Source organism: Aeromonas sp. FDAARGOS 1408, assembly GCF_019048665.1.
GTDB classification, from domain to species: Bacteria; Pseudomonadota; Gammaproteobacteria; order Enterobacterales; family Aeromonadaceae; genus Aeromonas; species Aeromonas dhakensis.
This window is the reverse complement of the sequence record NZ_CP077394.1, coordinates 3158612-3181159: the sequence shown is the minus strand read 5'-3', so window position 1 is coordinate 3181159 and position 22548 is coordinate 3158612. Positions and strand designations below refer to the sequence as shown.

The window sequence follows — 22548 nt, the reverse complement described above, 5'->3', positions numbered from 1 at the left end:
AAAAGAGGGCCGACTGGCCCTCTTTTTATTGTCAGATCGGCTGCCCTGTCACTGCAGCACCAGGCGCCCGTTGAGGGGCTGGACGGGTCGGTTGTTGGGGTGGTGCATCACCGCCTTGAAGGCATCGATCTGGGCCTGACTTACCTGCACCGGCTGTTTCATCACCAGCCAGCGCACCCCTTCCGAGCAGGGCGGGGTGGTCAGCGAGCCGCTGAAGCGGTAGTAGTCCCGTTTGGCGGGCAGCAACTGCTCTGCCGAGACCGCCTCCTTGAGCTGGTGATGCTCCCCCGCCTTGGCTGGCAAGGATTGCCAGACCTGGCTCAGGGCCCCATTGGCCTGGCCCGGCTCGAACATCACCGCCACCACCGCCAGCTCCCCCTGGTCATTGGCATGGACCAGGTGACCCTCCAGCGGATAGGAGTGGCCCTCGATGAGGTTTTCGCTGGGAGCGTGGAAGTGGAACTGCTTGAGCTCAAAATGCATGCCGTCGAGTTCAAGGCTGCTGCCCGGGGCATAGTCGACCTGCACCGTGTGGCCGTTGTTGGTGACGCTGCGGCCCCCCGCCAGGTAGTGAAACTGCAGCGGGGCCAGTTCGGCCTTGACCAGACCCGAGAGATTGACCGGCGACTGGTTGCTGCCCGCGCACTGGCCAAATTCCGGGGTCAGGCTGGCCCATTTTGCCGGGCCGGCCTCGCCGCTGTATTCCCAGTGCGGGGTGGCGGCGAAGGCGGTGGGGCAGAGCAACAGGGCGGCGGCCAACAGGGACTCTTTCATCATGCATCCTTATCTTGATTGAAAAGCACGGCGATCCGTTTCCTGCACTGACGAGGAAATAACGGAAGGCATCATCTGAATTGCGGGATACAGAAGGTCAGACGCTATTGTTATTATTGGCTGGGTGAGCGCCGATGATATTTATGATGCATTTAATATGAATCTAAATAATGGGCGGTCACGCCTGCATATTGAATAATCGCTTTATTCAATGACAGCAATCTAATTAATTGGCTGTCATCGCGGATGAATTTGTTCATAATTCACTCATCAGAATTCAGCTCTTTTTTGCCGCGCAAGTCCCCGCCATTATTCCGTCCGTAATAAACTAATTCATTGTTTTAAATGTGGTTTTTGTTGGTCTCATTTGATCTTGAACAAATAATGCACAGGCTTTCCCGGGCAGGCTGAGGCTGCTGTTATGCACAGCCACAAGGGAGAGATAAAAAATGAATAAATATTATCTGTTGCTGGCGCTGGGCCTGCCAGGGATGGGGTGGGCGAACGAGCCTATCCAGGCAGTGGAAGCAGCCAAGGTGAGCGCACCGGAAAAAGTCGAGTTGGGCAAGATGCTGTTTTTCGAGCCGCGGCTCTCGAAATCCAACGCCATCTCCTGCAACTCCTGCCACAACCTGGCGACCGGCGGGGTAGACAACCAGGTCAGTTCCCTCGGCCACAAGTGGAAGGAGGGGCCGATCAACTCGCCCACCGTGCTCAACTCCAGCCTCAACTTCGTGCAGTTCTGGGATGGGCGCGCCAAGGATCTGCAGGCGCAGGCGGCAGGCCCCATCGAGAACCCGCTGGAGATGGCCTTCAGCCACAAGCTGGCGGTGGAGACCCTGCACACCCTGCCCGAGTACCGGGCCCGCTTCAGCGCTGTGTACGGCAAGGCGGACTTCGGCATCGACGAGGTGACCGATGCCATAGCCGCCTTCGAGGAGACCCTGGTCACTCCCAACGCGCCGTTCGATCGCTGGCTGAAGGGGGATGCCAAGGCGCTGACTGCGCAGCAGCTGAAGGGCTATCAGCTGTTCAAGGAGAAGGGCTGCACCGCCTGCCACAACGGGGTGGCCATCGGCGGCAACTCCTACCAGAAGATGGGGTTGGTCAAGCCGTTCAAGACCGACAACCCGGCCCAGGGACGCGGTGGAGTGACCGGCGAGAAGCAGTTCATCGGCTGGTTCAAGGTGCCGACCCTGCGCAACATCGAGCTGACCTACCCCTACTTCCACGACGGCTCCGTGTGGGATCTGAAGGAGGCGGTGCAGGTCATGGCGGACATCCAGCTCGGCCAGACCCTGAGCGAGCAGGAGGCGGACGACATGACCGCCTACCTCAAGAGCCTGACCGGCGAGCAGCCGCAGATCGTGTTGCCGATCCTGCCACCCTCCCAGCCCGATACCCCCAGGCCTCAGGTCAAGAGCTGAGCGGGCGTGATGATTGCAGCGGAGCCACCGGCTCCGCTTTTTTGTTCCTATCTATCTGATAAGCCTCTCGAAGTTACTGCACTACACAATGACAAAGGGATGACAATCCCCCAGCTGGCGACGGCGATTTTATCGATTTGCAGCCCTCTTCACATTTCCGACACGCTCACAATTCGTTCGATTGCCTTACTCATCTGACCTGGTGTCAAATCACTCCGCCTAACACAAGGAGTGGCATAATAATGAATAATATCAATAAATTAGTTCTGGCTATCGGATTCACTCTCACCACCTTCCCGAGCCTGGCTGCGGGCTTCCAATGCAAGGATCACGTCAAGCTCGGGGTGCCCAGCCAATCCAGTCAACTGCTGTGCCGGGACGGCTATGCCGCCGGTTACAACTACGACACCAAGGTCTCTGACTGGGTCTCTTATCGGATGACGGCCGCCAGCGCCCAGGGTCAGGTGCCGCGCAAGGATGCCTTTGCCGAGGACAAGGAGGTGCCGGTGCAGTTCCGCGCCACTTTGGCCGACTACAAGGGCTCCGGTTATGACCGTGGCCACCAGGCGCCCGCGGCGGACATGCGCTCCACCGCCACCACCATGAAGCAGAGCTTCCTGCTGACCAACATGACCCCGCAGCTGCCGGCGCTCAACCAGGGGGCCTGGCGCATCCTGGAGGAGAAGACCCGGCAGTGGGCCATCGCCTATCAGGATGTCTATGTGATCACCGGCCCCATCTTTACCAACTCGGATGCCTCCATCGGCAACGGTGTGACCGTGCCCCACGCCTACTACCGGGTGGTGATGGATGTGGCCAACCAAGAGGCGATCGCCTTCATCCTGCCGCAGGAGAATGTATCGGCCAGCCGGCTGGCGGATTACATAGTGACGGTGGATGAGGTGGAGCAGCAGACCGGGCTCGATTTCTTCGCCGAGCTGCCGGATGAGCAGGAAGAGGCCATGGAGTCCCAGCTGATGGCCATGTGGAGCAACTGAGTTCACCCATGACGCTGATGAAAACAGGGGCCTGTCGGCCCCTGTTTCTATTTGCTCAGCTCATCACCGACCTTCTTGACGGTGTCCCGGGTGCCGTGACCTATCTCGCGGGTCACGTCCCGGGTGGTGTGGCCAATCTCGCGGGTCACGTTACGGGTGGTGTGCCCCACGGTTCTGCCCGCCTCCTTGATGTCGGCGCAGCCGCCGAGCAGGCTGCCCAGAACCAGGCCGAGGGCCATCAGGGCCATGCAGTCACGCCTCATGCCGTGCTCCTTCTCGTTTCATCATCGTTATGCCGATGGCGGCATTATGGCCTCGTGTGCAACGGGCGGGCAACCAGCAGGGTGTGGCCCGGGCCCGGGATCTCGTGCTCGGCTTCCACGTGGAAGTGGGCCTCGCGCAGGCACTGATAAAGCTGTTTGGAGTGATAGAAGCGGCTGTTGCCGTTGGCCAGACAGGTGAAGTAGAGGGAGGTGGCGTTGAGACTGAAACTGGCGGCTTCGAAGGATTGGCGGTCCCAGAACAGCTCCAGGATGCAGACCCGGGCGTCCGGCTTCATGGCCAGCCGTATCCGGTTCAGGATGGCGACGATCTGCTCGTGACTGAAGCAGTCGAGGAACTGGCTCATCCACCAGATGTCCGCCTCGCCGGGCAGGGTGCCCGCTTGCAGCAGATCCACCGGGTGACCCTGTACCCGCGCCGTCAGCCCCGCCTCCTCGATGTTGCGGCGAGCCAGTGCCAGCTGCTCGGGCAAATCCAGGATGGTGACTTGCAGCGCCGGATCCCGTTTGGCGCAGGCGATGGCCCATTTGCCGGTGTTGCCACCCAGGTCGTAGAGATGGCGCGGCTCGTAGCCGAACACCTTGTCCTGGGCCTGCTGGAAGGCCCAGTCGGAGTAGAAGTGATCGAACGCGAACCAGCTGCGGCGGGCCGGCTCGGGCAGCTCGCTCAGGTGCGGATAGAGGGTCTGCCAGGGGCCGAACTCCTGCAGGCCGGCCGGCGTGCCGTTGCGGATGGCGTCGAGCAGGTGGGCGAGGGGCTGGTAGCAGACGTGCTGGGTGAAGTCGAGATTGACCCGGCTCATGGTGTCGTTCAGCAGGTACTTGCCGACCCGCCCCAGCACATAGTGCTCCTCGGCCAGGTAGCAGAGCCCGCCGCCGAGCCCCATGTCCAGCAGCACGCCGGCGCCGTATTCACTCAGCTCGCATGCCTGGGCGATGTCGGCCAGTGGTGCCCCCCGCTGGCCACGGGTCTCGAGATAGGCCAGCACCCCGGTTTCGCGCAGGCACCAGCTGGCCTGAAACAGCATGGGCCCGAAGGCGATTTTCTGGGCCTCGCTGATGGCTTCCAGCGCGTTGTAGGGGTCTGTCTGATAGTGATTCACGGGGGGCTCCTGCCGGATCAGCGGCTCTGCGCGCGGGCGAGTTCCAGCTGAATGGCCTGGTTCAGACCCAGTACCCAGCGGTTATAACTGCGGTGGATGCTGCCCTTGCCCTTGTCGTCCAGATTGACGCTGCTCACATAATTGATGGAATAATCGCGAGCGCTGTAGGGAATATTGATCACCGCCTGATGCTGACGCACATTGACTTGGCCCCGAATTAGTCCCGGCTGCTCCTGGCGCATTACCCAGCTCTTGCTGATACCCGCCGTAATAATGGCGTTGGCGACCTGCTCCTCGGTGAGGTTGGATGGCACCGGATTGGCCGCCATATTGCGGATGGGCTGGCTGGTGGAGCAGGCGGCCAGCAGGGCACAGGCCAGCAGCAGGGATATTTTATTAATAATCTTCATAATATTTTCCTTGAGAAGGATATTCATCAATTGAGCGTGGCAATGAGACAACACAAATTGTTTATTTTCAATCACCAAGGCGGTGGATAATCCGGGCTGGCTATTATTTTTGATGAATAATGGTATTATCCGCCCGGTATTCACCTGATGACGTCATTCAATACCATGGCGCAGGCACTGCCCGTCGGGTGAGTGCCTTTTATGCTCTTCGCTCCCACCACGGTTTTAAGGACAGGTCGCCTGCAACATGCTCTCTTTCTCGCTGCTGGATAGTCAGGCGCTGTCACCCGGTCTGGCCGATGAGGCCGCCTGGCAGGCGTGGGCGCAGCAGGGGCGCTGGCCCGTCGACCCGCCGTTTCCCGCCACTCCCTTGCTGCCCATGATGATGGCGCGCCGCCTGAGCCAGGGCTCACGGTTGGCGGTGCAGGTGGGGTTGAGCCTGCTGGCCCGCCACCAGGTAGACAGTGCCATCTTCGTCAGCCGCCACGGCGAGCTGGCCCGCTCCATGACGCTGCTGCAGGCGCTGGCAGACGGGCAGGCGCTCTCCCCCACCGATTTTTCCATGTCGGTGCACAACACCGCCGCCGGGCTCTGCTCCATCCAGGGCAAGGCCGCCATCCCCATGAGCTCGCTGGCCGCGGGTGAGAACAGCTTGATGGCAGGCCTCATCGAAGCGGTCGGCGCCCTGCAGGCCGGCGCTCGCCGGGTGCTGCTGGTGGCCTTCGAGGGGCCTGTGCCCGAATTTCATCGCCCCTGGCTGGCGGAGGAGGCGCCGCCCCACGCGCTGGGACTGGTGCTGGAGGCAGGTGAGCAGTGGCGCTGCGAGGGAGTTAGCCCCGCAGTTGACGCTGCCCGCCCGCGGTCCCAGAGCCTCGCCTTGTGGCGCGCCCTGCTGCTAGGCGAGCCGACCCTGATCCTCGGCGATGACCGTCAGGAGTGGACATGGCAAGCTTGCTGAACCGGGCCTGGCGGTTGATCGGCACGGCGCTTGGCTTCACCCTGTTCGGGGTGGGCGGCCTGCTGCTTTCCCTCTTCTGGTTCCCCTTGCTGGCGCTCTGTCTGCGCGGGGAGCGGCGGCGCACCCTGGCCCAGCTCACCATCCGCCACAGTTTCCGGCTGTTTCTCGCCATGCTGCGCGGCTGGGGGGTGCTCGACTATCGCGTCAGCGGCATGCCCGCCGATTTGCGTGGCGCCCTGGTGGTGGCCAATCACCCCAGCCTGCTCGACTACGTCATGCTGGCGGCCGAGATGCCGGTGTGCGACTGCATCGTCAAGCAGTCACTCTGGCGCAACCCCTTCATCGGCGGCGTGGTGCGGGCGGCCGACTACCTGCCCAACGTGGCGGGGGAGGATCTGCTGGCCCTGTGCATGGCGCGGATCCGGGCCGGCGGCCTGCTGCTGATCTTCCCGGAAGGGACCCGCACTACCCCGGGCGAACCCATCAAGCTGCAGCGCGGCGCGGCCCAGTTGGCGGTGCGCAGCCAGGTGCCGCTGCAACTGGTGCGGATCCACTGCAGCACCCGATTTCTCACCAAGCAGGACAAATGGTTCAAGATCCCGGAAAATAAGCCGACTTTCACCATAGAATTCCTGCAGCAAGTGGCGGCGGACGAGGTGGTCGCCGCTGGCCAGAGCAGTGCGCTGGCCGCTCGCCAGTTGACCCGGTTTCTCACCCGGGCCCTGCAACCCGGGCCCCAATGACAGCATATGGAACAGTTATGCAAGACCTGCATCTAGAGATAAAACAACTCATCATCGACAGCCTCAACCTCGAGGGGCTCACCCCTGACGACATCGACAGCCAGGCCCCGCTGTTTGGGGACGGCCTGGGGCTGGACTCCATCGATGCGCTGGAGCTGGGCCTTGCCATCAAGGGCCGCTACGGCATCGTCCTCTCCGCCGAGGATGAGAACACCCGTCGCCACTTTGCCTCCGTTGCGGCCCTGGTGGCCCTGGTGCAGGCCCAGTCGAAAGGGGAGGCCTGAGCCATGACCCGCGACGATATCTTTGCCCAGATCAAGGCCGCCCTCGTCGAGTTGTTCGAAGTCGACGAAGAGGCCGTCACTCCCGAGGCCCGCCTCTATCAGGATCTCGAGCTCGACAGCATAGATGCCATCGATCTGGTGGTGCATCTGCAGAAGCTGACCGGCAAGAAGATCAAGCCGGAAGAGTTCAAGTCGGTGCGCAGCGTCAACGACGTGGTGGATGCGGTCGAGCGTCTGCTGGCCGACGCCTGATGCCGGTGTCAGCCCTGCCATGATGCGCTGGCTCTCCTGGCTGGCCGGTGGTGCCCTGCTGCTCTACCCGCTGGCGGTCTACTGGGGGCTGACCCACGCCGGTCAAACCCCGCTGCTGCTCGGTCTGCTGCTCATCTTCTCGCTGCGACTCTTGCCCGGCCTGCTCAAGGGGCGGGTCCGGTTCGGCCCGCTGCCGGAGTGGCTCTGGCTGGGGCGCCTGCTGGCCTGCATCGGGCTGGGGCTGACCCTGCTCTGCGCTCTGTTCAGCGCCCGGCACTGGCTGCTTTACTACCCGCTGGCGGTGAGCCTGGCGCTGCTCTGCCTGTTTGGCTGGAGCCTGACCCGCCCCATGAGCCTGGTGGAGCGGCTGGCCCGCTTGCAGGATCCCGCTTTGCCGGCCGCGGCCATCGGCTACACCCGGCGGGTGACCCAGGTCTGGTGCGGCTTCTTCGTCATCAACGGCGCCCTGGCGGCCTTCACCATCTGGCACGGGGATCTGGCGCTCTGGAGCCTCTACAACGGCTTCATCAGCTACCTCCTGATGGGCTGCCTGATGGGCGGGGAGTACCTGGTGCGTCGCCGCCTGCTCAAGAGGCTGACCCCATGAGCCTGCTGCAAGCCCTCTGGCAGCGCGATGGTGCCCAGCCGGTGGCCTTCGGCCCGCAGGGGGAGGTGACCCTGGCCGAGCTGCGCCACGCCAGCCTGCAACTGGCCAGGGCCATGGCCCGTCACGACGGCGCCGGCCGGCCAGGCGCGCGCTGGGCGCTCTGCTTCGACGACAGCCTGCTGTTCACGCAAGCGTTGCTCGCCTGTGCCCTCGGCGGCTATCAGGCGATCCTGCCGGGTCATCAGCGGCTGGCCGGCCTGCAGGAACTGCAGAGCCAGTTTGACGGCCTGCTCACCGACTCCGAGCTGCCGGGGGCGGCACTTGTCGTGCCTCAGCTCAGGTTGCCGCTGGCCGATGCCCACGAAGGGCTGGATGCCGTGCACGGTGATCTTGCGGATTTTGCGCCCGCACGCCTGGATATCACCCTGTTCAGCTCCGGCTCCACCGGCGAGCCCAAGGCGATCCCCAAGGCCTGGCCCCAGCTGGAGGCCGAGTTGCGGGTGCAGATGGCACTGTGGGGCGAGCGACTGGCCGATGCCCGGGTGCTGGCCAGCGTCAGCCACCAGCACATCTACGGCCTGCTGTTTCGCATCCTGCTGCCGCTGGCTCTCGGCCGCCCGTTCGATCGCCGCACCATCGACTACCCGGAGCAGCTGGCGGCGCAAGGCGCCCCCTGGTGTCTGATCGCCTCTCCTGCGTTTCTGAGTCGGCTCGATCCGGCCATGCCCGCCACCGGTTGCCGGTTGATCGTCTCCTCCGGCGGCCCCCTGCAGCTGGAAGATGCCCGGCAAGCCCGGGCGCTCTTCGGCCAGCTGCCGGTAGAGATCTTCGGCAGCAGCGAGACCGGTGGCATTGGCTGGCGCCAGCGCCACCGGGAGCAGACCCCCTGGACGGCGCTGCCTGGGATCGAGGTGCGGGTCGGCCCGGAGCAGGGCCTGCTGCTGCGCTCCCCCTTCCTGGCAGAGGGCGACTGGCTGGCCTGCGCCGACCGCATCACCCTGCACGAGGAGGGTTTCGAGCTGCTGGGACGCCAGGACAGGATCGTCAAGCTGGAGGAGAAGCGCATCTCCCTCGACGAGGTGGAGGCGCGCCTGCAGGCGCTGGCGGAGGTGGAATCGGCCGCCGTGCTGCCGCTGCAGCAGGGTCAGCGCCAGATCCTCGGCGCCGTGCTGGTGCTAAGCGAATTGGGGGCCGCCCGCTGGGACGAGCTCGGTCAGGGGCGCTTCCTGTTGGCCCTGCGCCAGCAGCTGCGCCCCTGGCTCGAGCCGGTCGCCCTGCCGCGCAGCGTGCGCCGGGTCGTGCAGATGCCCGTCAACGCCCAGGGCAAGCGCCCCTGGCTACAACTCAAGGAGCTGTTCGATGAGCCTGTCCGCTGACACGCTGCCGACCGAGCTGGGTTGCGAGGTGCTGGCCGATGGCGTGCGCCTGCGGCTGCGACTCGATCCCGCACTGCCCTGGTTTGCGGGGCACTTTCCCGGCGCGCCCCTGCTGCCCGGGGTGACCCAGATCCACTGGGTGATGCACTACGCCGCCAGCCGGCTCAATCTCACGCAGCCGTTTCACGGGGTGGATCAGCTCAAGTTCCAGCGCCCGCTGCGCCCCGGGGCCGAGTGCAGCCTGAGCCTGCAGTGGCAGGCGGACAAGGGCCCGCTCCTCTTCAGCTACCAGCTCGACGACGAGCCGGCGAGCAGCGGACGGGTGCGGCTGACCCCATGAACCCTTGCCTTCTGATTCCCTGTTACAACCATGCCGGGCCACTGGCCGCCGTGCTGGCGCGGCTGGCCGAATTCGAGCTGCCCTGCCTGCTGGTCGACGATGGCAGCGAGCCCGTCGCCGCCGCCGCGCTCGATGCGCTGGCCGCCCAGCACCCCTGGGTCAGCCTGCTGCGCCACTCTCACAACCAGGGCAAGGGGGGCGCCGTGATGACGGGGCTGCGCCGCGCCCATGATCTGGGGTTCAGCCACGCCCTGCAGGTGGATGCCGACGGCCAGCACGATCTGACGGATCTGCCGGCCCTGCTGGCGGAGGCGCGCCAGCACCCGGCGGCGCTCGTCTCCGGTCGCCCGCTCTACGACGACTCCGTGCCCAAGGGGCGCCTCTACGGCCGCTACATCACCCATGTCTGGGTCTGGATCGAGACGCTGTCGTTCGCCATCAAGGACAGCATGTGTGGCTTTCGGGTCTATCCGCTGGCGTCCACCTGCGCCCTGCTGGAGCGGGTGGCTCTCGGCCGGCGGATGGATTTTGACACCGAGGTGATGGTGCGCCTGCATTGGGCCGGGGTGCCGATGCGCTTCGTGCCGACCCGGGTCATCTATCCCGTCGACGGCCGCTCCCACTTTCGGCTTTTTCGCGACAACCTAGACATCTCCTGGATGCACACCCGGCTGGTGTGCCGCCTGCTGTGGGATCTGCTGCTGCGCCTCTGCCGCTGGCCGGCTCGCCTCGGCGCCCGGTTGACCCGGCTGTGGCGCGAGCGGCGCACCCACTGGTCGCGCACCCCGGAGCGGGGCTCACTGCTCGGCATGCAGATCATGCTGGCCAGCTACCGCCTGCTGGGGCGGCGCGGGTTTTCCCTGCTGCTCTATCCGGTCATCGGCTACTTCTGGCTGACCGGCCGCGCCCAGCGGGAGGCATCCCGGGCCTATCTGGCCCGGCTCGAGACCTTCGCCAACGCGCAAGGCGTTGCGCTGCCCGCCGAGCCGAGATCGAGCTTTCGCCACTTCCTGCGTTTTGGCGAGGCGGCCCTCGACAAGCTGGCGGGCTGGCGCGGAGATATCACCGAGCAGCAGGTTGAGCTGGTGGGGGCTGAGCACTACCAGGCCGCCATCAACAGTGGCAAGGGAGTGTTGCTGCTGGGCTCCCACCTCGGGGACCTCGAGCTGTGCCGGGCCCTTGGCAGTCGCAAGCAGGGGCTGCGCATCAATGCGCTGGTGTTCACCCGCCACGCGGCCCGCTTCAACGCCCTGCTCAAGCAGATCAACCCGGATTCGCACCTCAATCTCATCCAGGTGCAGGAGCTGGGGGCCGATACCGCCATCCTGCTCAAGGAGAAGCTGGAGCAGGGAGAGTGGGTGGTGATCGTCGGCGATCGCACCTCGGTGACCCGGGAGAAGCGGGTGATCTGGGCCGATTTCCTCGGCGCGCCTGCGCCGTTTCCCCTCGGCCCTTTCGTGCTCAGCAGCGTGCTGGGCTGCCCCGTCTACCTGATGTTCGGCCTCAAGGAGCAGGGGCGCTTTCGGGTGCATTTCGAGCCCTTTGCCGATGGCCAGCCCCTGCCGCGGCAGGGGCGCCAACAGATTCTCGCGTCCCGGGTACAGGCCTATGCCGATCGCCTGCAGCACCACTGCCTGCGAGCCCCGCTGGACTGGTTCAACTTTTTTGATTTCTGGCAGCTGACCGATGAACAAGAGTGAGATGAGCAGGGTTGTCTTCGGCGCGAAGCCGCTGACCATCGAAGACGTGGTGGCCCTGGCTGAACGCCGTGCCACCCCCGCATTGAACCCGGATCCCGCCTTCATGGCCCGCATCCAGCGGGGCGCCGACTTCCTCGACCGCCTGCTGGCCGAAGAGGGGGTCATCTATGGGGTGACCACAGGCTACGGCGATTCGGTGACTCGGCCGGTGCCAACCGAGCTGGTGCCCGAGCTGCCGCTGCACCTGACCCGCTTTCACGGCTGCGGGCTGGGAGCGGATCTCGAGCTCGATGCCGCGCGCGCCGTGCTCGCCACCCGGCTCTGCTCCCTGACGCAGGGGGTCTCCGGGGTCAGCCCAGCCCTGCTCGAGCGGCTCTGCTGGCTGCTGGAGCAGGATCTGGTGCCGCGCATTCCCGAAGAGGGATCGGTGGGCGCCAGCGGCGATCTCACCCCGCTCTCCTACGTGGCCGCCGTGCTGGTGGGGGAGCGCGAGCTCCATCATGATGGTGTGCTGCGCCCTGCCGCCGAGGTCTATCGGGAGTTAGGGATCACTCCCCTGACCCTGCGGCCGAAAGAGGGGCTGGCGCTGATGAACGGCACCTCGGTGATGACGGCGCTGGCCTGCCTCGCCTATACCCGCACCGAGTACCTGATGCAACTGGCGACCCGGATCACCGCCCTGGTGAGCGTCGCCATGGGGGGCAACGCCTTCCACTTCGACGAGCGGCTGTTTGCCGCCAAGCCGCACCCCGGCATGCAGGGGGTCGCGGCCTGGTTGAGGGCGGATCTGGTGGCCGGCGAGCTGCCGCGCCACAGCGATAGGCTGCAGGACAGATACTCGTTGCGCTGCGCCCCCCACGTCATCGGGGTGGTGGCCGACAGCCTGCCCTGGTGGCGCCAGCTCATCGAAAACGAGCTCAACAGCGCCAACGACAACCCGCTGATCGATGGCGAAGAGGAGCACGTGATGCACGGCGGCCACTTCTACGGCGGTCACATCGCCATGGCCATGGACAGCATGAAAGCGGCCGTCGCCAACCTGGCCGACCTGCTGGATCGCCAGCTGGCCCAGCTGGTGGACAGCAAGTTCAACGGCGGTCTGCCGAGCAACCTTTCCGGCGCGCCACAGGGGCGGCAGATGATCAACCACGGCTTCAAGGCGGTGCAGATCGGCGTCTCGGCCTGGACTGCGGAGGCGCTCAAGCAGACCATGCCCGCCAGCGTCTTCTCCCGCTCCACCGAGTGCCACAACCAGGACAAGGTGAGCATGGGCACCATAGCGGCGCGTGATGCGCTGCGGGTGCTGACCCTGACCGAGCAGGTGGCGGCCGCCTGCCTGCTGGCGGCGGTGCAGGGGGTGGAGCTGCGCCTCGCCCGGCCCACCCCCTTCACCCGCCCGCTTGGCTCGGCGCTGGCCGGCATGGTCACGCAGGTGCGGGCCGAGTTTGCCCCGCTGCTGGAAGACCGGGGACTCGAGCACGAGCTGAGGGCGCTGATCGCCCGTATTCGCCTGCGCCACTATCCCCTTTATGGGTCGCACCGGGACTGAGACAAGGTCACTATTGATGAGACAACCCATGCAGAATGAACCCTGGCAGATCAGCGCCGAGATCGAGGTGACCATCCCGTTCCACGACGTGGACTGGGTGGCTGTGTCGCTCTGGCGGGGGCACTACTTGTGAGAACAACCATGCAGCAAGAACCCTGGCAGATCAGCGCCGAAGTCGAGGTGACCATCCCGTTCCACGACGTGGATATGATGGCGGTCGCCTGGCATGGCCACTACTTTCGCTACATCGAGTTGGCCCGCTGTGCCCTGCTCGATCTCATCGATTACAACTATCCGCAGATGGAGGCCTCCGGCTACCTCTGGCCCATCATCGACACCCGGATGAAGTACCTGGCACCGCTGCGCTTCGGCCAGCGGGTGCGGGTGCGTGCCACCCTGACCGAGTACCAGAACCGCTTGAAGATCGACTACCTGCTGAGCGACGCCGTGAGCGGCACCCGCACCAGCAAGGGTTACAGCATCCAGGTGGCGGTGAGCAAGACGAGCGGCGAGATGTGCCTGGCCTCGCCCCAGGTGTTGCTGGACAAGCTGGGGGTGAGCCAGTGAGCCGGCTGATGGGGCCGCTGCTGGCCGGTCTGATCCTGTTGCTGACATGGCCGCTGCAGGCGGCGCCCCTGAGCCGGGCCGAGGTGCAGCAGCTGCTCGCCCTGAGCCAGGCCAAGGAGGCCCGCTTCGAGCAGGAGAAGCAGGTGGCGGGGCTGAGCCAGCCCCTCAAGGCCTCCGGCGAGTTGCTGCTGGTGCGCGATCTGGGGCTCTGGTGGCAGCAGCAGAAGCCCTTCCCGCTGACCCTTGTCCTGACGCCGACGCGCATGGTGCAGCAGATGGCGGGACAGCCCGCCACCGTCATCGACAACCCCCAGCTGCTGGAGTTCAGCCAGATGCTGCTGGCGCTGTTCGGCTCGGACGAGGCGACCCTGGGCCGCTACTTCAGCATCGACTTTCACAGCACGGAGGATGGCTGGCAGCTGGTGCTGGTGCCGACCCTGGCGCCGCTCGACAAGGTGTTTGCCAGCCTGACCCTGAGCGGGCAGGGGCAGCTGGATCAGCTGCTCATCGCCGACAAGCAGGGTGACAGCACCCGCATTCGCTTCAGCGACTGGCGCGAGCGCCCCCTGCCATTGACCCCTGAGGAGCAGGCCCGCTTTGCTGTCCACTAGTATCCCGCTGCGCCAGCGAACCGCTCCCGCCGGGGCGAGGAGAGCCCACCTTGCTGCACGCTGAAACCACCTGGCGCCGGCTCGGGACCCTCTGGATCGGGCTCTGTCTGCTGCTGGCTGCTGTGCTTGCCTGGCAGCTGCCCCACAGCCGCATCAACACCAGCCTGATGGATCTGCTGCCCCACGAGTCCCGCAGCGATCTGGACCCGGCCCTGCAGCAGGGGCTGCTGCAGCAGCTCGATCGCCAGCTGGTCTGGCTGCTGAGCCTGCCCGCCGGCCAGGACGGGCGCGCTGCCGCCACCTTCTGGGCGCAGCAGCTCGGCGAGCTGCCAGCCCTGTCCCGCACCAAGGGGTATCAGCCCGAGCTGGCCCCCGCCTGGCAGCGCTATCTGCACGAGCTGGCCTGGCAGCGGCTGGATCCGGCGAGCCGGGCCCGGCTCGCCGGGGGGGCCGAGGGGTGGAGCCAGTGGGTGCTCGGCCAGATCTACTCCCCTTTCGGCGGCGTCTCCCGCGCCGAGTGGCAGAGCGACCCTCTGCTGCTGACCCGGGCCGGGGTGCTGGCCGAGGCCCGCGGCCCCATGCAGCTCAAGGAGGGCTGGCTGGTGAGCCGGGACAAGGCGGGGCGCGACTGGTACATGGTGCGCGCCGAGCTGGATCTCTCCGCCTTCGACATCCAGCGCAACCAGGCGCTGCTGAGCGAACTGGCCGGGGCCGAGCAGCGCCTCGCCGTGGCCTATCCCGGCGCCGAACTGCTGCGCCGCGGCACCCTCTTTTACAGCCAGCACGCCAGCCAGCTGGCCCAGCAGGACATCTCCACCATAGGGCTGGGCTCCATGGTCGGGGTCATCCTGCTCATCTGGGGCGTGTTTCGCTCCACCCGGGCACTGCTGCTCTCCCTGCTGCCCATCGGCGTGGGGCTGATGTGGGGGCTCGGCACAGTGCTCATCCTGTTCGGCGAGATCCACGTCTTCACCCTGGTGATCAGCAGCAGCCTCATCGGCATCGCCATCGACTACGCCATCCACTTCTTGTGCGAGCGGCGGCTGCACGGTGACGACGAGACGCCGCACCAGACCCGGCTCAAGTTGCTGCCGAGTCTGTCGCTGGCGGTGCTGACCACCCTGATCGGCTATGGCCTGCTCTGGTTTGCCCCCTTCCCCGGGCTGCAGCAGCTGGCGGTGTGCGCACTGGCTGGGCTGTTCAGCGCCTTCATCACCGTGCTCTGCCTGTTTCCGCGCTGGGCCGGCCCGCTGCCGACAAGGCCGCTTTTGGGCCAGCGCTGGTTGCAGGGCTGGCTGCTGGCCTGGCAGCAGCGCCCGCTGCTGCGCATCGGTCTGCCGCTCTGCTGCCTGCTGCTGGCGGCCCTCGGCATCAGCCGGTTGCAGGTGGATGACGACATCCGCCGGCTGCAGCCTCTGCCAGTGGCGTTGCAGGGGCAGGAGCAGCGGATCCAGGCCCTCACCGGCCAGCAGGGGGGCATGCAGGGCTTGCTGGTGACGGGTGCGGACGGCGAGCAGGCACTGCAACGGCTGGAGCGGCTCGATGGCCGGCTGGCCGAGCTGCAACAGCGCGGTGCGCTGCAGGAGTTCGTCTCGCTGGCCCGTTGGCTGCCTTCGCTGGCGCGCCAGCAGGAGGATGCCGCCGCCATCCGGGCCCTGTTGCCCGAGGTGGTGAGTCGGCTCAAGACGGCCGGCCTGCCGCTGCAGCCGCCCGTGCGCGAGCCGCACTGGCTGACCCCGACCGCCTGGCTGGCCAGCCCGGTCAGCGAGGGGAGCCGCCTGTTGTGGCACGCCCTGGCGGATGGTCGCGTTGCCATCTGGGTGCCGCTGGTGGGGGTGGCAGATGAAGGGGCTTTGACTGCGCTGGCGGCGGCCGAGCCAGGGGTCTACTGGCAGGATCAGCGCAGCCAGTGGAGCCAGCTGTTCGCCCACTACCGCATCAAGCTGGCGGAGCTGCTGTCGGTGGCCATCGCGCTGGTGGCCCTGCTGCTGTGGCGGCGGATGGGGGCGGCGCGAGCGGCCCGGGTGCTGCTGGTCAACCTGATTGCGCTGGCCATGGGGCTGGCGCTGCTCGCCGCCTGCGGCCAGCCGCTCACCCTGTTCGGGGTGCTGGCGCTCAGCCTCATCTTCGGCATCGGCATCGACTACGGCCTCTTCTTCGCCCACAGCGGGAGCGGGGTGGCGCGCCAGAGTTCCACCCTGCTCGCCATCCTGCTGGCCAACCTCACCACCCAGCTGGCCTTCGGTCTGCTGGCGCTGAGTCACACCCCCGCCATCGCGGGCTTTGGTCTGGTGCTGAGCGGCGGTATCTTTACCGCCTTCCTGCTCTCGCCCCTGGTACTGGACCGGGTGCGACCGCAGTTGCCGGGGCCACATGGCCGGGAGCCAACCTCATCATGAAAGCCTTGTTCGTGTTCGTCGTCCTGCTGCTGACCGGTTGCAGCAGCCAGCCGACCCCCACCGCCTATCTCGACAAGGGGACCGTCATGACGCTGCCGGCCCCCGTGCTGGCCGCCCCCTTCTATCGCCAGCAACTGCTGACCGCCAGCGTGGGGGAGAGCAACCACCAGCTGATGACGGTGCTGGAGGCGGACGGCCACCAGCTGACCCTGGTGGGGCTGACCCCGAGCGGGGTACGGCTGTTCCTGGTGCGCTATGACCAGCAGGGCATCGAGACCCGCCAGCTCAGCCCGCTGCTCACCAGCGGCATGCCACCGGTGAGCCAGGTGCTGGCGGATGTGATGCTCTGCTACTGGCCGCTGGCCAGCTGGCAACCGCAACTGCCGCCGGGCTGGACGCTGCGTGACGAGGGGCTGCTGCGCCGGCTGCGCGCCCCCGATGGCACCCTGGTCACCGAGATCCGCTATCGCGACGCCGACGGCGTGCGCGAGCCGGTCGGCCTGCAGCAACACGTGTTCAACTACCGCCTGCAACTGGAGACCCTGAGCCAATGAGCTGTTATATCGCCGCCTATGGCCTCGTCTCGGCGCTGGGGACGGGGCGTGATGCCAGCGCCGAGGCGCTGCTGGCCTGGCAGAGAGAGGGCATCAGCCCGCTGGATCGCCACCGGACGCCGCTGCTGGATGGCCGGCTGACTCCGGTGGGGCGGGTGGAAGGGGAGTTGCCAACCATCCCGGCGGCGCTGGCCCCCTACGCCTCGCGCAACAACCAATTGCTGCTGGCGGCGCTGGCCCAGATCCGGCCCGCCCTCGATCAGGCGCTGGCAACGCATGGCCCCGCGCGAGTGGGGCTGGTGCTAGGCACCAGTACCGCCGGGATCGGCGAGGCCGAGCTGGCGGTGGCCGCCGCCCGGCGCGGGGAGGCCGTGCCACCTGCCTTTGACTACCGTCAGCAGGAGCTGGGCTCACCGTCGGAATTTCTGGCCCGCCACCTCGGCCTGACCGGGCCGGCCTGGACGATCTCCACCGCCTGCTCCTCCAGCGCGCGCGCCTTCATCAGCGGCCGGCGGCTGCTGGCGGCCGGATTGGCGGACGCCGTGCTGGTGGGCGGTGCCGACAGCCTGTGCGGGCTCACCCTCAACGGCTTTGACAGCCTGGAGTCCCTCAGCTGTGCGCGCTGCCAGCCCTTTGATGAGGCGCGCCAGGGGATCAACATCGGCGAGGGGGCGGCGCTGTTTCTGTTGAGCCGCACGCCTGCGCCGCTGGCCCTGCTGGGAGCGGGGGAGTCCTCCGATGCCTGGCACATCTCGGCGCCCCATCCAGAGGGTATCGGCGCCGAGGCGGCCATGCGCATGGCGCTGGCCCAGGCGGGCCTGACGCCGGCGCAGGTGGGCTACGTCAACCTGCATGGCACCGCCACCCGTCTCAATGACGCCATGGAGAGCCAGGCGGTGCACCGGCTGTTTGGTGCCGAGGTGCCCTGCAGCTCCACCAAGCCGCTCACCGGCCACACCCTGGGGGCGGCGGGAGCCATCGAGGCCGCGCTCGCCTGCCTGTTGCTGGAGCGCGCTCTGCCACTGCCGCCCCAGCGGGTGGACACGGCGGATCCGGCGCTGGCCCCCATCCGGCTGGTGAGCGGCGAGGTGCCACTGGCGGCGCCCCGGGTGCTCTCCAACTCCTTTGCCTTCGGTGGCAACAATGTCAGCCTGCTGTTTGGGAGCGTTCACCATGAATGAGCCAGGTTCACTGCCCGCCATCGAGACCCTGCTGCCCCACCAGGCCCCCATGCTGCTGCTGGACCGGCTCTGCGCGGCGGATGCCCTGCAGGCGCGCTGCGAGACCCGTATCGGCGCCCGCCATGCCCTGCTGCTGGATGGTGAGGGCAACTTGCCGGGTTGGGTTGGCATCGAGCTGATGGCCCAGACCATCGCCGCCTGGGCCGGCATGCAGGGGCGCCTGCGCGGCGAGCCGGTGCGCATCGGCATGCTGCTCGGCAGTCGCAAGTATCGCTGCCTGCGCCCCGTCTTCGCGGCCGGCAGCCTGCTCACCATAGAGGCGTGCTGCCTGTTGCAAGACGGCGGCATGGCCAGTTTTGATTGCCGGATCCTGCTGGAGGGGGAGGAGTGTGCCCAGGCGCGGCTCTCCACCTATCAGCCGAGCCCCGGCGAATTGTCCGATTTGTTAGCCTGAGGAAGCTTCATGATCTCTAGCGTATTGGTCACGGGCGCCAGCAAGGGGATAGGCCGCGCCATCGCCCTCAAGCTGGCGGCCGACGGTTTTTCCATCGTGGTGCACTACCACAGCGATCGGGCCGGCGCCGAAGCCACCCTGGCCAGCCTGCAGGCGGCCGGCGGGCAGGGGCGTCTGCTCCAATTCGACATCGCCGATCGCGAGGGGTGCCGCGCGCGACTGGAGGCCGACATGGCCGAGCATGGCGCCTATTACGGCGTGGTCTGCAACGCCGGCATCATCCGTGACGGCGCCTTTCCCGCCCTCACCGACGAGGAGTGGGACGGGGTGCTGCACACCAACCTGGACGGCTTCTACAACCTGCTCAAGCCCTGCATCATGCCGATGATCGGCCTGCGCCGGGGCGGGCGCATCGTGACCATCTCCTCGGTGTCCGGGCTGATGGGCAACCGGGGCCAGGTCAACTACAGCGCCGCCAAGGCGGGCATCATGGGGGCCACCAAGGCACTGGCCCTCGAGCTTGCCAAGCGCAAGATCACCGTCAACTGCGTGGCCCCCGGCCTCATCGACACTGGCATGGTGGACGAGGAGGTGAAGGCGGAGGCGATGAAGATCATTCCGCTCAAGCGGATGGGGCAGGCTGACGAGGTGGCCGGTCTGGTCTCCTATCTGATGTCCGACATCGCCGGCTATGTCACGCGCCAGGTCATCTCCATCAACGGAGGCATGGTATGAAGCGAGTCGTAGTCACCGGCATGGCCGGGGTGACCGCCTTCGGGCAGGATTGGCCGAGCGTGCGGGCCCGCCTGCAGGCGGGGCGCAATGCGGTGGTGAACATGCCGGAGTGGGCCATCTACGACGGTCTCAACACCCGGCTGGCGGCCCCCATTCCGGACTTCACGCTGCCGGCCCACTATCCGCGCAAGAAGACCCGCGCCATGGGACGGGTCTCGGCACTGGCCACCGTCGCCACCGAGCTGGCGCTGGCGCAGGCGGGATTGCTGGACAACCCGGTGCTCACCGACGGGCGCACCGGCATCGCCTACGGCTCCTCCACCGGCAGCACGGATCCCATCCGCGCCTTCGGGGTCATGCTCAACGACAAGAGCACCGCCAGCATCACGGCCACCACCTATGTGCAGATGATGCCGCACACGGCGGCGGTCAACACAGGGCTGTTCTTCGGCCTGCGCGGGCGGGTCATTCCCACCTCCAGTGCCTGTACCTCCGGCAGCCAGGGGATCGGCTACGCCTTTGAGGCGATCAAGCACGGCTACCAGACCCTGATGGTGGCTGGCGGGGCGGAGGAGCTCTGCCCGTCGGAGGCCGTGGTATTCGATACCCTGTTTGCCACCAGCCAGATGAACGACAACCCGGAGCTGGCGCCGCGTCCGTTTGACCGACAGCGGGACGGACTGGTGATAGGCGAGGGGGCCGGCACCCTGGTGCTGGAGGAGCTGGAGCATGCGCAGGCGCGCGGTGCCACCATCCTCGCCGAGCTGGTGGGCTTTGCCACCAACTGCGATGCCGCCCACGTGACCCAGCCCCAGCAGGAGACCATGCAGCTCTGCATGGAGATGGCGCTGGCCCAGGCCGGGCTCCAGCCTGAGGATATCGGCTATATCAGCGCCCACGGCACCGCCACCGAGCGCGGCGACATCGCCGAGAGTCACGCCACCGCCGCCATCTTCGGCGACCGCACCCCCATCTCGTCCCTCAAGAGCTACTTCGGCCATACCCTGGGGGCTTGCGGTGCCATCGAGGCCTGGCTGGCGCTGGAGATGATGCAGGAGGGGTGGTTTGCCCCCACCATCAACCTGACCGAGCCGGACCCAGCCTGCGCCCCGCTCGATCACGTGGTGGGCAGCGGTCGCACGCTGGCGGTGGAGTACCTGATGTCCAACAACTTCGCCTTTGGCGGCATCAACACCTCCCTCATCTTCAAACGCTGGTCCTGAGTGTCGGTGCCCTGCCTGGCAGGGCGCCGGTACAGGCTGGGTTTAGCCTTGATGAATTAATATGCCCCCCGTTTTTTTTCGGGAGGCATCATGTCTTTGTTATCTGTTTTTTCTTTTTCCGCCAAGCGTCTGCGCGTCATTCAGAGCGTACTGTTATCCACCTTGTTGTGGGCGCTGGCCGCCCCGGCCATGGCCGATGATGAATTTCGGCTGGGCAAGACCATTCTGCTCGGGGTCGGCGATCATCCCGCCATCATTCCCATGCTCGCCTGCCGGCCGACCAAATCCATCATGGTCAAGGCTGGGCGGGAATTAACCCTGGAGCGGGTCAAAGTGTTTTATGGCAATGATCGCAGCAAGACCCTCTATTTCGGCAAGGAGCTGAGAGAGGATCAGGAGTCGGAGTGGAAATCCCTCGGCAGCCGGCTCTGCATCAAGCGGATCGAGGTATACGGCAATTCGGAAGGGAGTCGGGCCGGGGTCAAGGTGTACGGCCGCAAATAAGCAAAGGGCGGGGCAAATCCCCGCCCAGCTTTTATTTCTTCGGGCGAAACGGCTTGATGACGGCCTCGTCGCACTCGAGATAGGGGCCTTCCATCAGATCGATGCAGTAGGGGATGGCGGGGAAGACCGCATCCAGACATTCGCGGATGGACTTGGGCTTGCCCGGCAGGTTGACGATGAGCGAGCTGCCGCGCAGACCGGCGGTCTGGCGCGACAGGATGGCGGTCGGCACGAACTTGAGGGACTCGGCCCGCATCAGCTCGCCAAAGCCCGGCATCATGCGATCGCACACCGCCTCGGTCGCCTCCGGGGTGACGTCCCGTTTGGCCGGCCCGGTGCCACCTGTGGTGACGATGAGGCTGCACTGCTCCTGGTCCGCCAGCCGGATCAGGGTTGCCTCGATCTGCTCCTGCTCGTCGGGGATCACCTCATAAAGGGGTTCCCATTCCGAGGTCAGATAGGCGTTCAGGGTGTCGATGATGGCCTTGCCGGAGAGATCTTCGTAGATGCCCGCACTGGCGCGATCGCTGACGGTGACGATACCGATTCTTGCCTTGCTCATGGTCTGCTCTTGGTTGCCGCGATAAAGTGGCAAATAAAATAACATAATCAGCAAGATATGTTAAACCAGCCAGATCGCGGCGCGAAGGCGAGCGTCAAATGGCAAACTATATTGGCCGCTTCCTTTCAATAAGACATAACATCGGCATATTGCCGTGCCAAAAATGTATAAACGCATCCGCCATCGATATTCAGGAATAATCGCTTGATCCATAACGAATAACCGGGGCGGGGTTTTCCTACGCTGTCATCTTCTGGCGCAGCTGGAAGGGAAAGCCGGCCTCATGGATTGAACCGCAGCGGGGTTCGGCTTATATAACACTTGAAGCGATTGGTGAAAATATGAACCGATTGTTGTTGTTTGAGTATCACCATGCAGCGGCTGGCCGCGGGAGGGCATATGGAGTTGCCTGATTTTGATACCTTGAAACGGCTGGCGGTGGCGGAGCCCGAGCGGCTTGACGAGTTGCTTCAGCAAGAGATAGAAGGTCTGATAGACAGGGTCAGCCCGCAGCAGCAAATGCGCCTGCGTGGCCTGCAATTTCGCATCGACTGTCAGCGCCAGCTGGCCAAGAACAACATGGACAGCTGCATCCGGATTGCCGCCATGATGCACGACTCCTTTTATTCCATGCGCTGTGAAATGGTTCAGCTCAATAATCCTGATTATGTTGAGCCGCTACCGGAATATAAAGAGAACAACATCCTCTATTTCAGTGATTATTATCGCAAGAAAAAATAATATTATTCCGGATGAGTCATTTTAATATATTCCCGCCATTGTTGTGGTTTCCGGGTTAGGCTATCTAACTGGCGTTGAACAGTTTGGAGTGATTTGTAATCTATTTGATGTATTTTTGTGTCGCTTTTTATTTTATTTGAGTTTGTTTATTGGCGTGATATGTGTAGATGAACGGCGCCGATAGTTAGGCTAACATGGCGACACTTTTTTAATTT

The 22548-nt window shown here is 65.3% G+C and carries 26 protein-coding genes and 1 pseudogene; 22 read left to right on the top strand and 5 right to left on the bottom strand.

Going from position 1 to position 22548, the window contains the following annotated elements; all coding sequences use genetic code 11:
* Nucleotides 1–48 precede the first annotated feature (48 nt).
* Nucleotides 49–774 (bottom strand): carbonic anhydrase, encoded by a 726-nt coding sequence (locus tag I6L38_RS14535; protein ID WP_042007450.1) that lies wholly within the window; start codon nt 772–774, stop codon nt 49–51.
* A 449-nt stretch (nt 775–1223) separates the two neighbouring features.
* Here I6L38_RS14535 and I6L38_RS14530 point away from each other — a divergent pair, with 449 nt between their 5' ends.
* A complete protein-coding gene (locus I6L38_RS14530; RefSeq protein WP_042007452.1) occupies nt 1224–2201 on the top strand; it encodes a cytochrome-c peroxidase in 978 nt (325 codons plus the stop codon).
* A 242-nt stretch (nt 2202–2443) separates the two neighbouring features.
* On the top strand, nt 2444–3199 hold the full coding sequence (locus I6L38_RS14525; RefSeq protein ID WP_005297919.1) for a DNA/RNA non-specific endonuclease: 756 nt from the start codon (nt 2444–2446) through the stop codon (nt 3197–3199).
* 47 nt (nt 3200–3246) lie between these two features.
* Here I6L38_RS14525 and I6L38_RS14520 read toward each other — a convergent pair whose 3' ends face one another.
* From I6L38_RS14520 to I6L38_RS14510, 3 genes are read right to left on the bottom strand one after another with little or no spacing between them, the layout of a single operon-like run.
* Nucleotides 3247–3462, bottom strand: a complete 216-nt coding sequence (locus tag I6L38_RS14520) for a hypothetical protein (RefSeq protein WP_005297921.1) — start codon at nt 3460–3462, stop codon at nt 3247–3249.
* 44 nt (nt 3463–3506) lie between these two features.
* The gene (locus tag I6L38_RS14515; RefSeq protein WP_216988672.1) at nt 3507–4583 is read right to left on the bottom strand and encodes a methyltransferase; all 1077 of its coding nucleotides are present in this window, start codon (nt 4581–4583) and stop codon (nt 3507–3509) included.
* Nucleotides 4584–4600: 17 nt separating this feature from the next.
* On the bottom strand, nt 4601–4993 hold the full coding sequence (locus I6L38_RS14510) for a hypothetical protein (RefSeq protein ID WP_005297924.1): 393 nt from the start codon (nt 4991–4993) through the stop codon (nt 4601–4603).
* A 247-nt stretch (nt 4994–5240) separates the two neighbouring features.
* Between I6L38_RS14510 and I6L38_RS14505 the strand changes: the two genes are divergently transcribed.
* From I6L38_RS14505 to I6L38_RS14415, 19 genes and pseudogenes are all read left to right on the top strand, one after another.
* Entirely contained in the window at nt 5241–5951 is a 711-nt protein-coding gene (locus I6L38_RS14505; RefSeq protein ID WP_042051044.1) for a beta-ketoacyl synthase chain length factor, read from the top strand.
* On the top strand, nt 5936–6694 hold the full coding sequence (locus I6L38_RS14500) for a lysophospholipid acyltransferase family protein (RefSeq protein ID WP_042051046.1): 759 nt from the start codon (nt 5936–5938) through the stop codon (nt 6692–6694). The genes I6L38_RS14505 and I6L38_RS14500 overlap by 16 nt, the downstream gene beginning before the upstream one ends.
* A 17-nt stretch (nt 6695–6711) precedes the next feature.
* The gene (locus I6L38_RS14495) at nt 6712–6978 is read left to right on the top strand and encodes a phosphopantetheine-binding protein (RefSeq protein ID WP_005297932.1); all 267 of its coding nucleotides are present in this window, start codon (nt 6712–6714) and stop codon (nt 6976–6978) included.
* A 3-nt stretch (nt 6979–6981) separates the two neighbouring features.
* Nucleotides 6982–7230, top strand: a complete 249-nt coding sequence (locus tag I6L38_RS14490) for an acyl carrier protein (protein WP_005297934.1) — start codon at nt 6982–6984, stop codon at nt 7228–7230.
* The gene (locus I6L38_RS14485) at nt 7199–7837 is read left to right on the top strand and encodes a hypothetical protein (protein ID WP_254204164.1); all 639 of its coding nucleotides are present in this window, start codon (nt 7199–7201) and stop codon (nt 7835–7837) included. Before I6L38_RS14490 ends, I6L38_RS14485 begins: the two co-directional genes overlap by 32 nt.
* Nucleotides 7834–9213, top strand: coding sequence for an AMP-binding protein (locus I6L38_RS14480; protein WP_216988671.1), 1380 nt, complete (start codon nt 7834–7836; stop codon nt 9211–9213). Before I6L38_RS14485 ends, I6L38_RS14480 begins: the two co-directional genes overlap by 4 nt.
* Nucleotides 9197–9553, top strand: a complete 357-nt coding sequence (locus I6L38_RS14475; RefSeq protein WP_216988670.1) for a hydroxymyristoyl-ACP dehydratase — start codon at nt 9197–9199, stop codon at nt 9551–9553. The genes I6L38_RS14480 and I6L38_RS14475 overlap by 17 nt, the downstream gene beginning before the upstream one ends.
* Nucleotides 9550–11253 (top strand): glycosyltransferase, encoded by a 1704-nt coding sequence (locus tag I6L38_RS14470; RefSeq protein WP_216988669.1) that lies wholly within the window; start codon nt 9550–9552, stop codon nt 11251–11253. The genes I6L38_RS14475 and I6L38_RS14470 overlap by 4 nt, the downstream gene beginning before the upstream one ends.
* The gene (hutH, locus tag I6L38_RS14465; RefSeq protein ID WP_216988668.1) at nt 11240–12802 is read left to right on the top strand and encodes a histidine ammonia-lyase; all 1563 of its coding nucleotides are present in this window, start codon (nt 11240–11242) and stop codon (nt 12800–12802) included. Before I6L38_RS14470 ends, hutH begins: the two co-directional genes overlap by 14 nt.
* 28 nt (nt 12803–12830) lie before the next feature.
* Nucleotides 12831–12929 (top strand): annotated as a pseudogene (locus I6L38_RS22785) (acyl-CoA thioesterase); the annotation flags it as partial.
* A gap of 14 nt (nt 12930–12943) precedes the next feature.
* On the top strand, nt 12944–13369 hold the full coding sequence (locus tag I6L38_RS14455; RefSeq protein WP_216988667.1) for a thioesterase family protein: 426 nt from the start codon (nt 12944–12946) through the stop codon (nt 13367–13369).
* Nucleotides 13366–13980 carry an outer membrane lipoprotein carrier protein LolA gene (locus I6L38_RS14450; protein WP_214454798.1) on the top strand — a complete coding sequence of 205 codons (615 nt, stop codon included), beginning with the start codon at nt 13366–13368 and terminating at the stop codon, nt 13978–13980. The genes I6L38_RS14455 and I6L38_RS14450 overlap by 4 nt, the downstream gene beginning before the upstream one ends.
* Nucleotides 13981–14030: 50 nt before the next feature.
* Nucleotides 14031–16379 (top strand): MMPL family transporter, encoded by a 2349-nt coding sequence (locus I6L38_RS14445; protein WP_216988666.1) that lies wholly within the window; start codon nt 14031–14033, stop codon nt 16377–16379.
* Nucleotides 16376–16933, top strand: coding sequence for a DUF3261 domain-containing protein (locus I6L38_RS14440; RefSeq protein ID WP_139752231.1), 558 nt, complete (start codon nt 16376–16378; stop codon nt 16931–16933). Before I6L38_RS14445 ends, I6L38_RS14440 begins: the two co-directional genes overlap by 4 nt.
* Entirely contained in the window at nt 16930–18114 is a 1185-nt protein-coding gene (locus tag I6L38_RS14435) for a beta-ketoacyl-[acyl-carrier-protein] synthase family protein (protein ID WP_216988665.1), read from the top strand. The genes I6L38_RS14440 and I6L38_RS14435 overlap by 4 nt, the downstream gene beginning before the upstream one ends.
* Nucleotides 18107–18568 (top strand): hotdog family protein, encoded by a 462-nt coding sequence (locus tag I6L38_RS14430; RefSeq protein WP_216988664.1) that lies wholly within the window; start codon nt 18107–18109, stop codon nt 18566–18568. The genes I6L38_RS14435 and I6L38_RS14430 overlap by 8 nt, the downstream gene beginning before the upstream one ends.
* 9 nt (nt 18569–18577) lie before the next feature.
* Nucleotides 18578–19303: a 3-ketoacyl-ACP reductase FabG2 gene (locus I6L38_RS14425; RefSeq protein WP_010633053.1), complete on the top strand. Its 726-nt coding sequence runs from the start codon at nt 18578–18580 to the stop codon at nt 19301–19303.
* The gene (locus I6L38_RS14420; protein ID WP_005297952.1) at nt 19300–20526 is read left to right on the top strand and encodes a beta-ketoacyl-ACP synthase; all 1227 of its coding nucleotides are present in this window, start codon (nt 19300–19302) and stop codon (nt 20524–20526) included. The genes I6L38_RS14425 and I6L38_RS14420 overlap by 4 nt, the downstream gene beginning before the upstream one ends.
* 165 nt (nt 20527–20691) lie before the next feature.
* On the top strand, nt 20692–21030 hold the full coding sequence (locus tag I6L38_RS14415) for a DUF2541 family protein (protein WP_017781065.1): 339 nt from the start codon (nt 20692–20694) through the stop codon (nt 21028–21030).
* A gap of 31 nt (nt 21031–21061) precedes the next feature.
* Here the strand turns inward: I6L38_RS14415 and mog are convergent, their stop codons facing one another.
* Nucleotides 21062–21592: a molybdopterin adenylyltransferase gene (gene mog, locus I6L38_RS14410; protein WP_010633055.1), complete on the bottom strand. Its 531-nt coding sequence runs from the start codon at nt 21590–21592 to the stop codon at nt 21062–21064.
* A 399-nt stretch (nt 21593–21991) separates the two neighbouring features.
* Here mog and I6L38_RS14405 point away from each other — a divergent pair, with 399 nt between their 5' ends.
* The gene (locus tag I6L38_RS14405; RefSeq protein WP_005297955.1) at nt 21992–22333 is read left to right on the top strand and encodes a DUF3135 domain-containing protein; all 342 of its coding nucleotides are present in this window, start codon (nt 21992–21994) and stop codon (nt 22331–22333) included.
* Nucleotides 22334–22548 lie beyond the last annotated feature (215 nt).

Bases quoted from the DNA above. Each gene is read 5' to 3' on its own strand.
- I6L38_RS14470 (WP_216988669.1), top strand. From the start codon at position 9,550: ATGAACCCTTGCCTTCTGATTCCCTGTTACAACCATGCCGGGCCACTG.
- mog (WP_010633055.1), bottom strand. From the start codon at position 21,592: ATGAGCAAGGCAAGAATCGGTATCGTCACCGTCAGCGATCGCGCCAGT.
- I6L38_RS14495 (WP_005297932.1), top strand. From the start codon at position 6,712: ATGCAAGACCTGCATCTAGAGATAAAACAACTCATCATCGACAGCCTC.
- I6L38_RS14480 (WP_216988671.1), top strand. From the start codon at position 7,834: ATGAGCCTGCTGCAAGCCCTCTGGCAGCGCGATGGTGCCCAGCCGGTG.
- I6L38_RS14440 (WP_139752231.1), top strand. From the start codon at position 16,376: ATGAAAGCCTTGTTCGTGTTCGTCGTCCTGCTGCTGACCGGTTGCAGC.
- I6L38_RS14425 (WP_010633053.1), top strand. From the start codon at position 18,578: ATGATCTCTAGCGTATTGGTCACGGGCGCCAGCAAGGGGATAGGCCGC.
- I6L38_RS14485 (WP_254204164.1), top strand. From the start codon at position 7,199: ATGCGGTCGAGCGTCTGCTGGCCGACGCCTGATGCCGGTGTCAGCCCT.
- I6L38_RS14535 (WP_042007450.1), bottom strand. From the start codon at position 774: ATGAAAGAGTCCCTGTTGGCCGCCGCCCTGTTGCTCTGCCCCACCGCC.
- I6L38_RS14430 (WP_216988664.1), top strand. From the start codon at position 18,107: ATGAATGAGCCAGGTTCACTGCCCGCCATCGAGACCCTGCTGCCCCAC.
- I6L38_RS14520 (WP_005297921.1), bottom strand. From the start codon at position 3,462: ATGAGGCGTGACTGCATGGCCCTGATGGCCCTCGGCCTGGTTCTGGGC.
- I6L38_RS14405 (WP_005297955.1), top strand. From the start codon at position 21,992: ATGGAGTTGCCTGATTTTGATACCTTGAAACGGCTGGCGGTGGCGGAG.
- hutH (WP_216988668.1), top strand. From the start codon at position 11,240: ATGAACAAGAGTGAGATGAGCAGGGTTGTCTTCGGCGCGAAGCCGCTG.
- I6L38_RS14490 (WP_005297934.1), top strand. From the start codon at position 6,982: ATGACCCGCGACGATATCTTTGCCCAGATCAAGGCCGCCCTCGTCGAG.
- I6L38_RS14505 (WP_042051044.1), top strand. From the start codon at position 5,241: ATGCTCTCTTTCTCGCTGCTGGATAGTCAGGCGCTGTCACCCGGTCTG.
- I6L38_RS14525 (WP_005297919.1), top strand. From the start codon at position 2,444: ATGAATAATATCAATAAATTAGTTCTGGCTATCGGATTCACTCTCACC.
- I6L38_RS14530 (WP_042007452.1), top strand. From the start codon at position 1,224: ATGAATAAATATTATCTGTTGCTGGCGCTGGGCCTGCCAGGGATGGGG.
- I6L38_RS14435 (WP_216988665.1), top strand. From the start codon at position 16,930: ATGAGCTGTTATATCGCCGCCTATGGCCTCGTCTCGGCGCTGGGGACG.
- I6L38_RS14455 (WP_216988667.1), top strand. From the start codon at position 12,944: ATGCAGCAAGAACCCTGGCAGATCAGCGCCGAAGTCGAGGTGACCATC.
- I6L38_RS14420 (WP_005297952.1), top strand. From the start codon at position 19,300: ATGAAGCGAGTCGTAGTCACCGGCATGGCCGGGGTGACCGCCTTCGGG.
- I6L38_RS14510 (WP_005297924.1), bottom strand. From the start codon at position 4,993: ATGAAGATTATTAATAAAATATCCCTGCTGCTGGCCTGTGCCCTGCTG.
- I6L38_RS14475 (WP_216988670.1), top strand. From the start codon at position 9,197: ATGAGCCTGTCCGCTGACACGCTGCCGACCGAGCTGGGTTGCGAGGTG.
- I6L38_RS14500 (WP_042051046.1), top strand. From the start codon at position 5,936: ATGGCAAGCTTGCTGAACCGGGCCTGGCGGTTGATCGGCACGGCGCTT.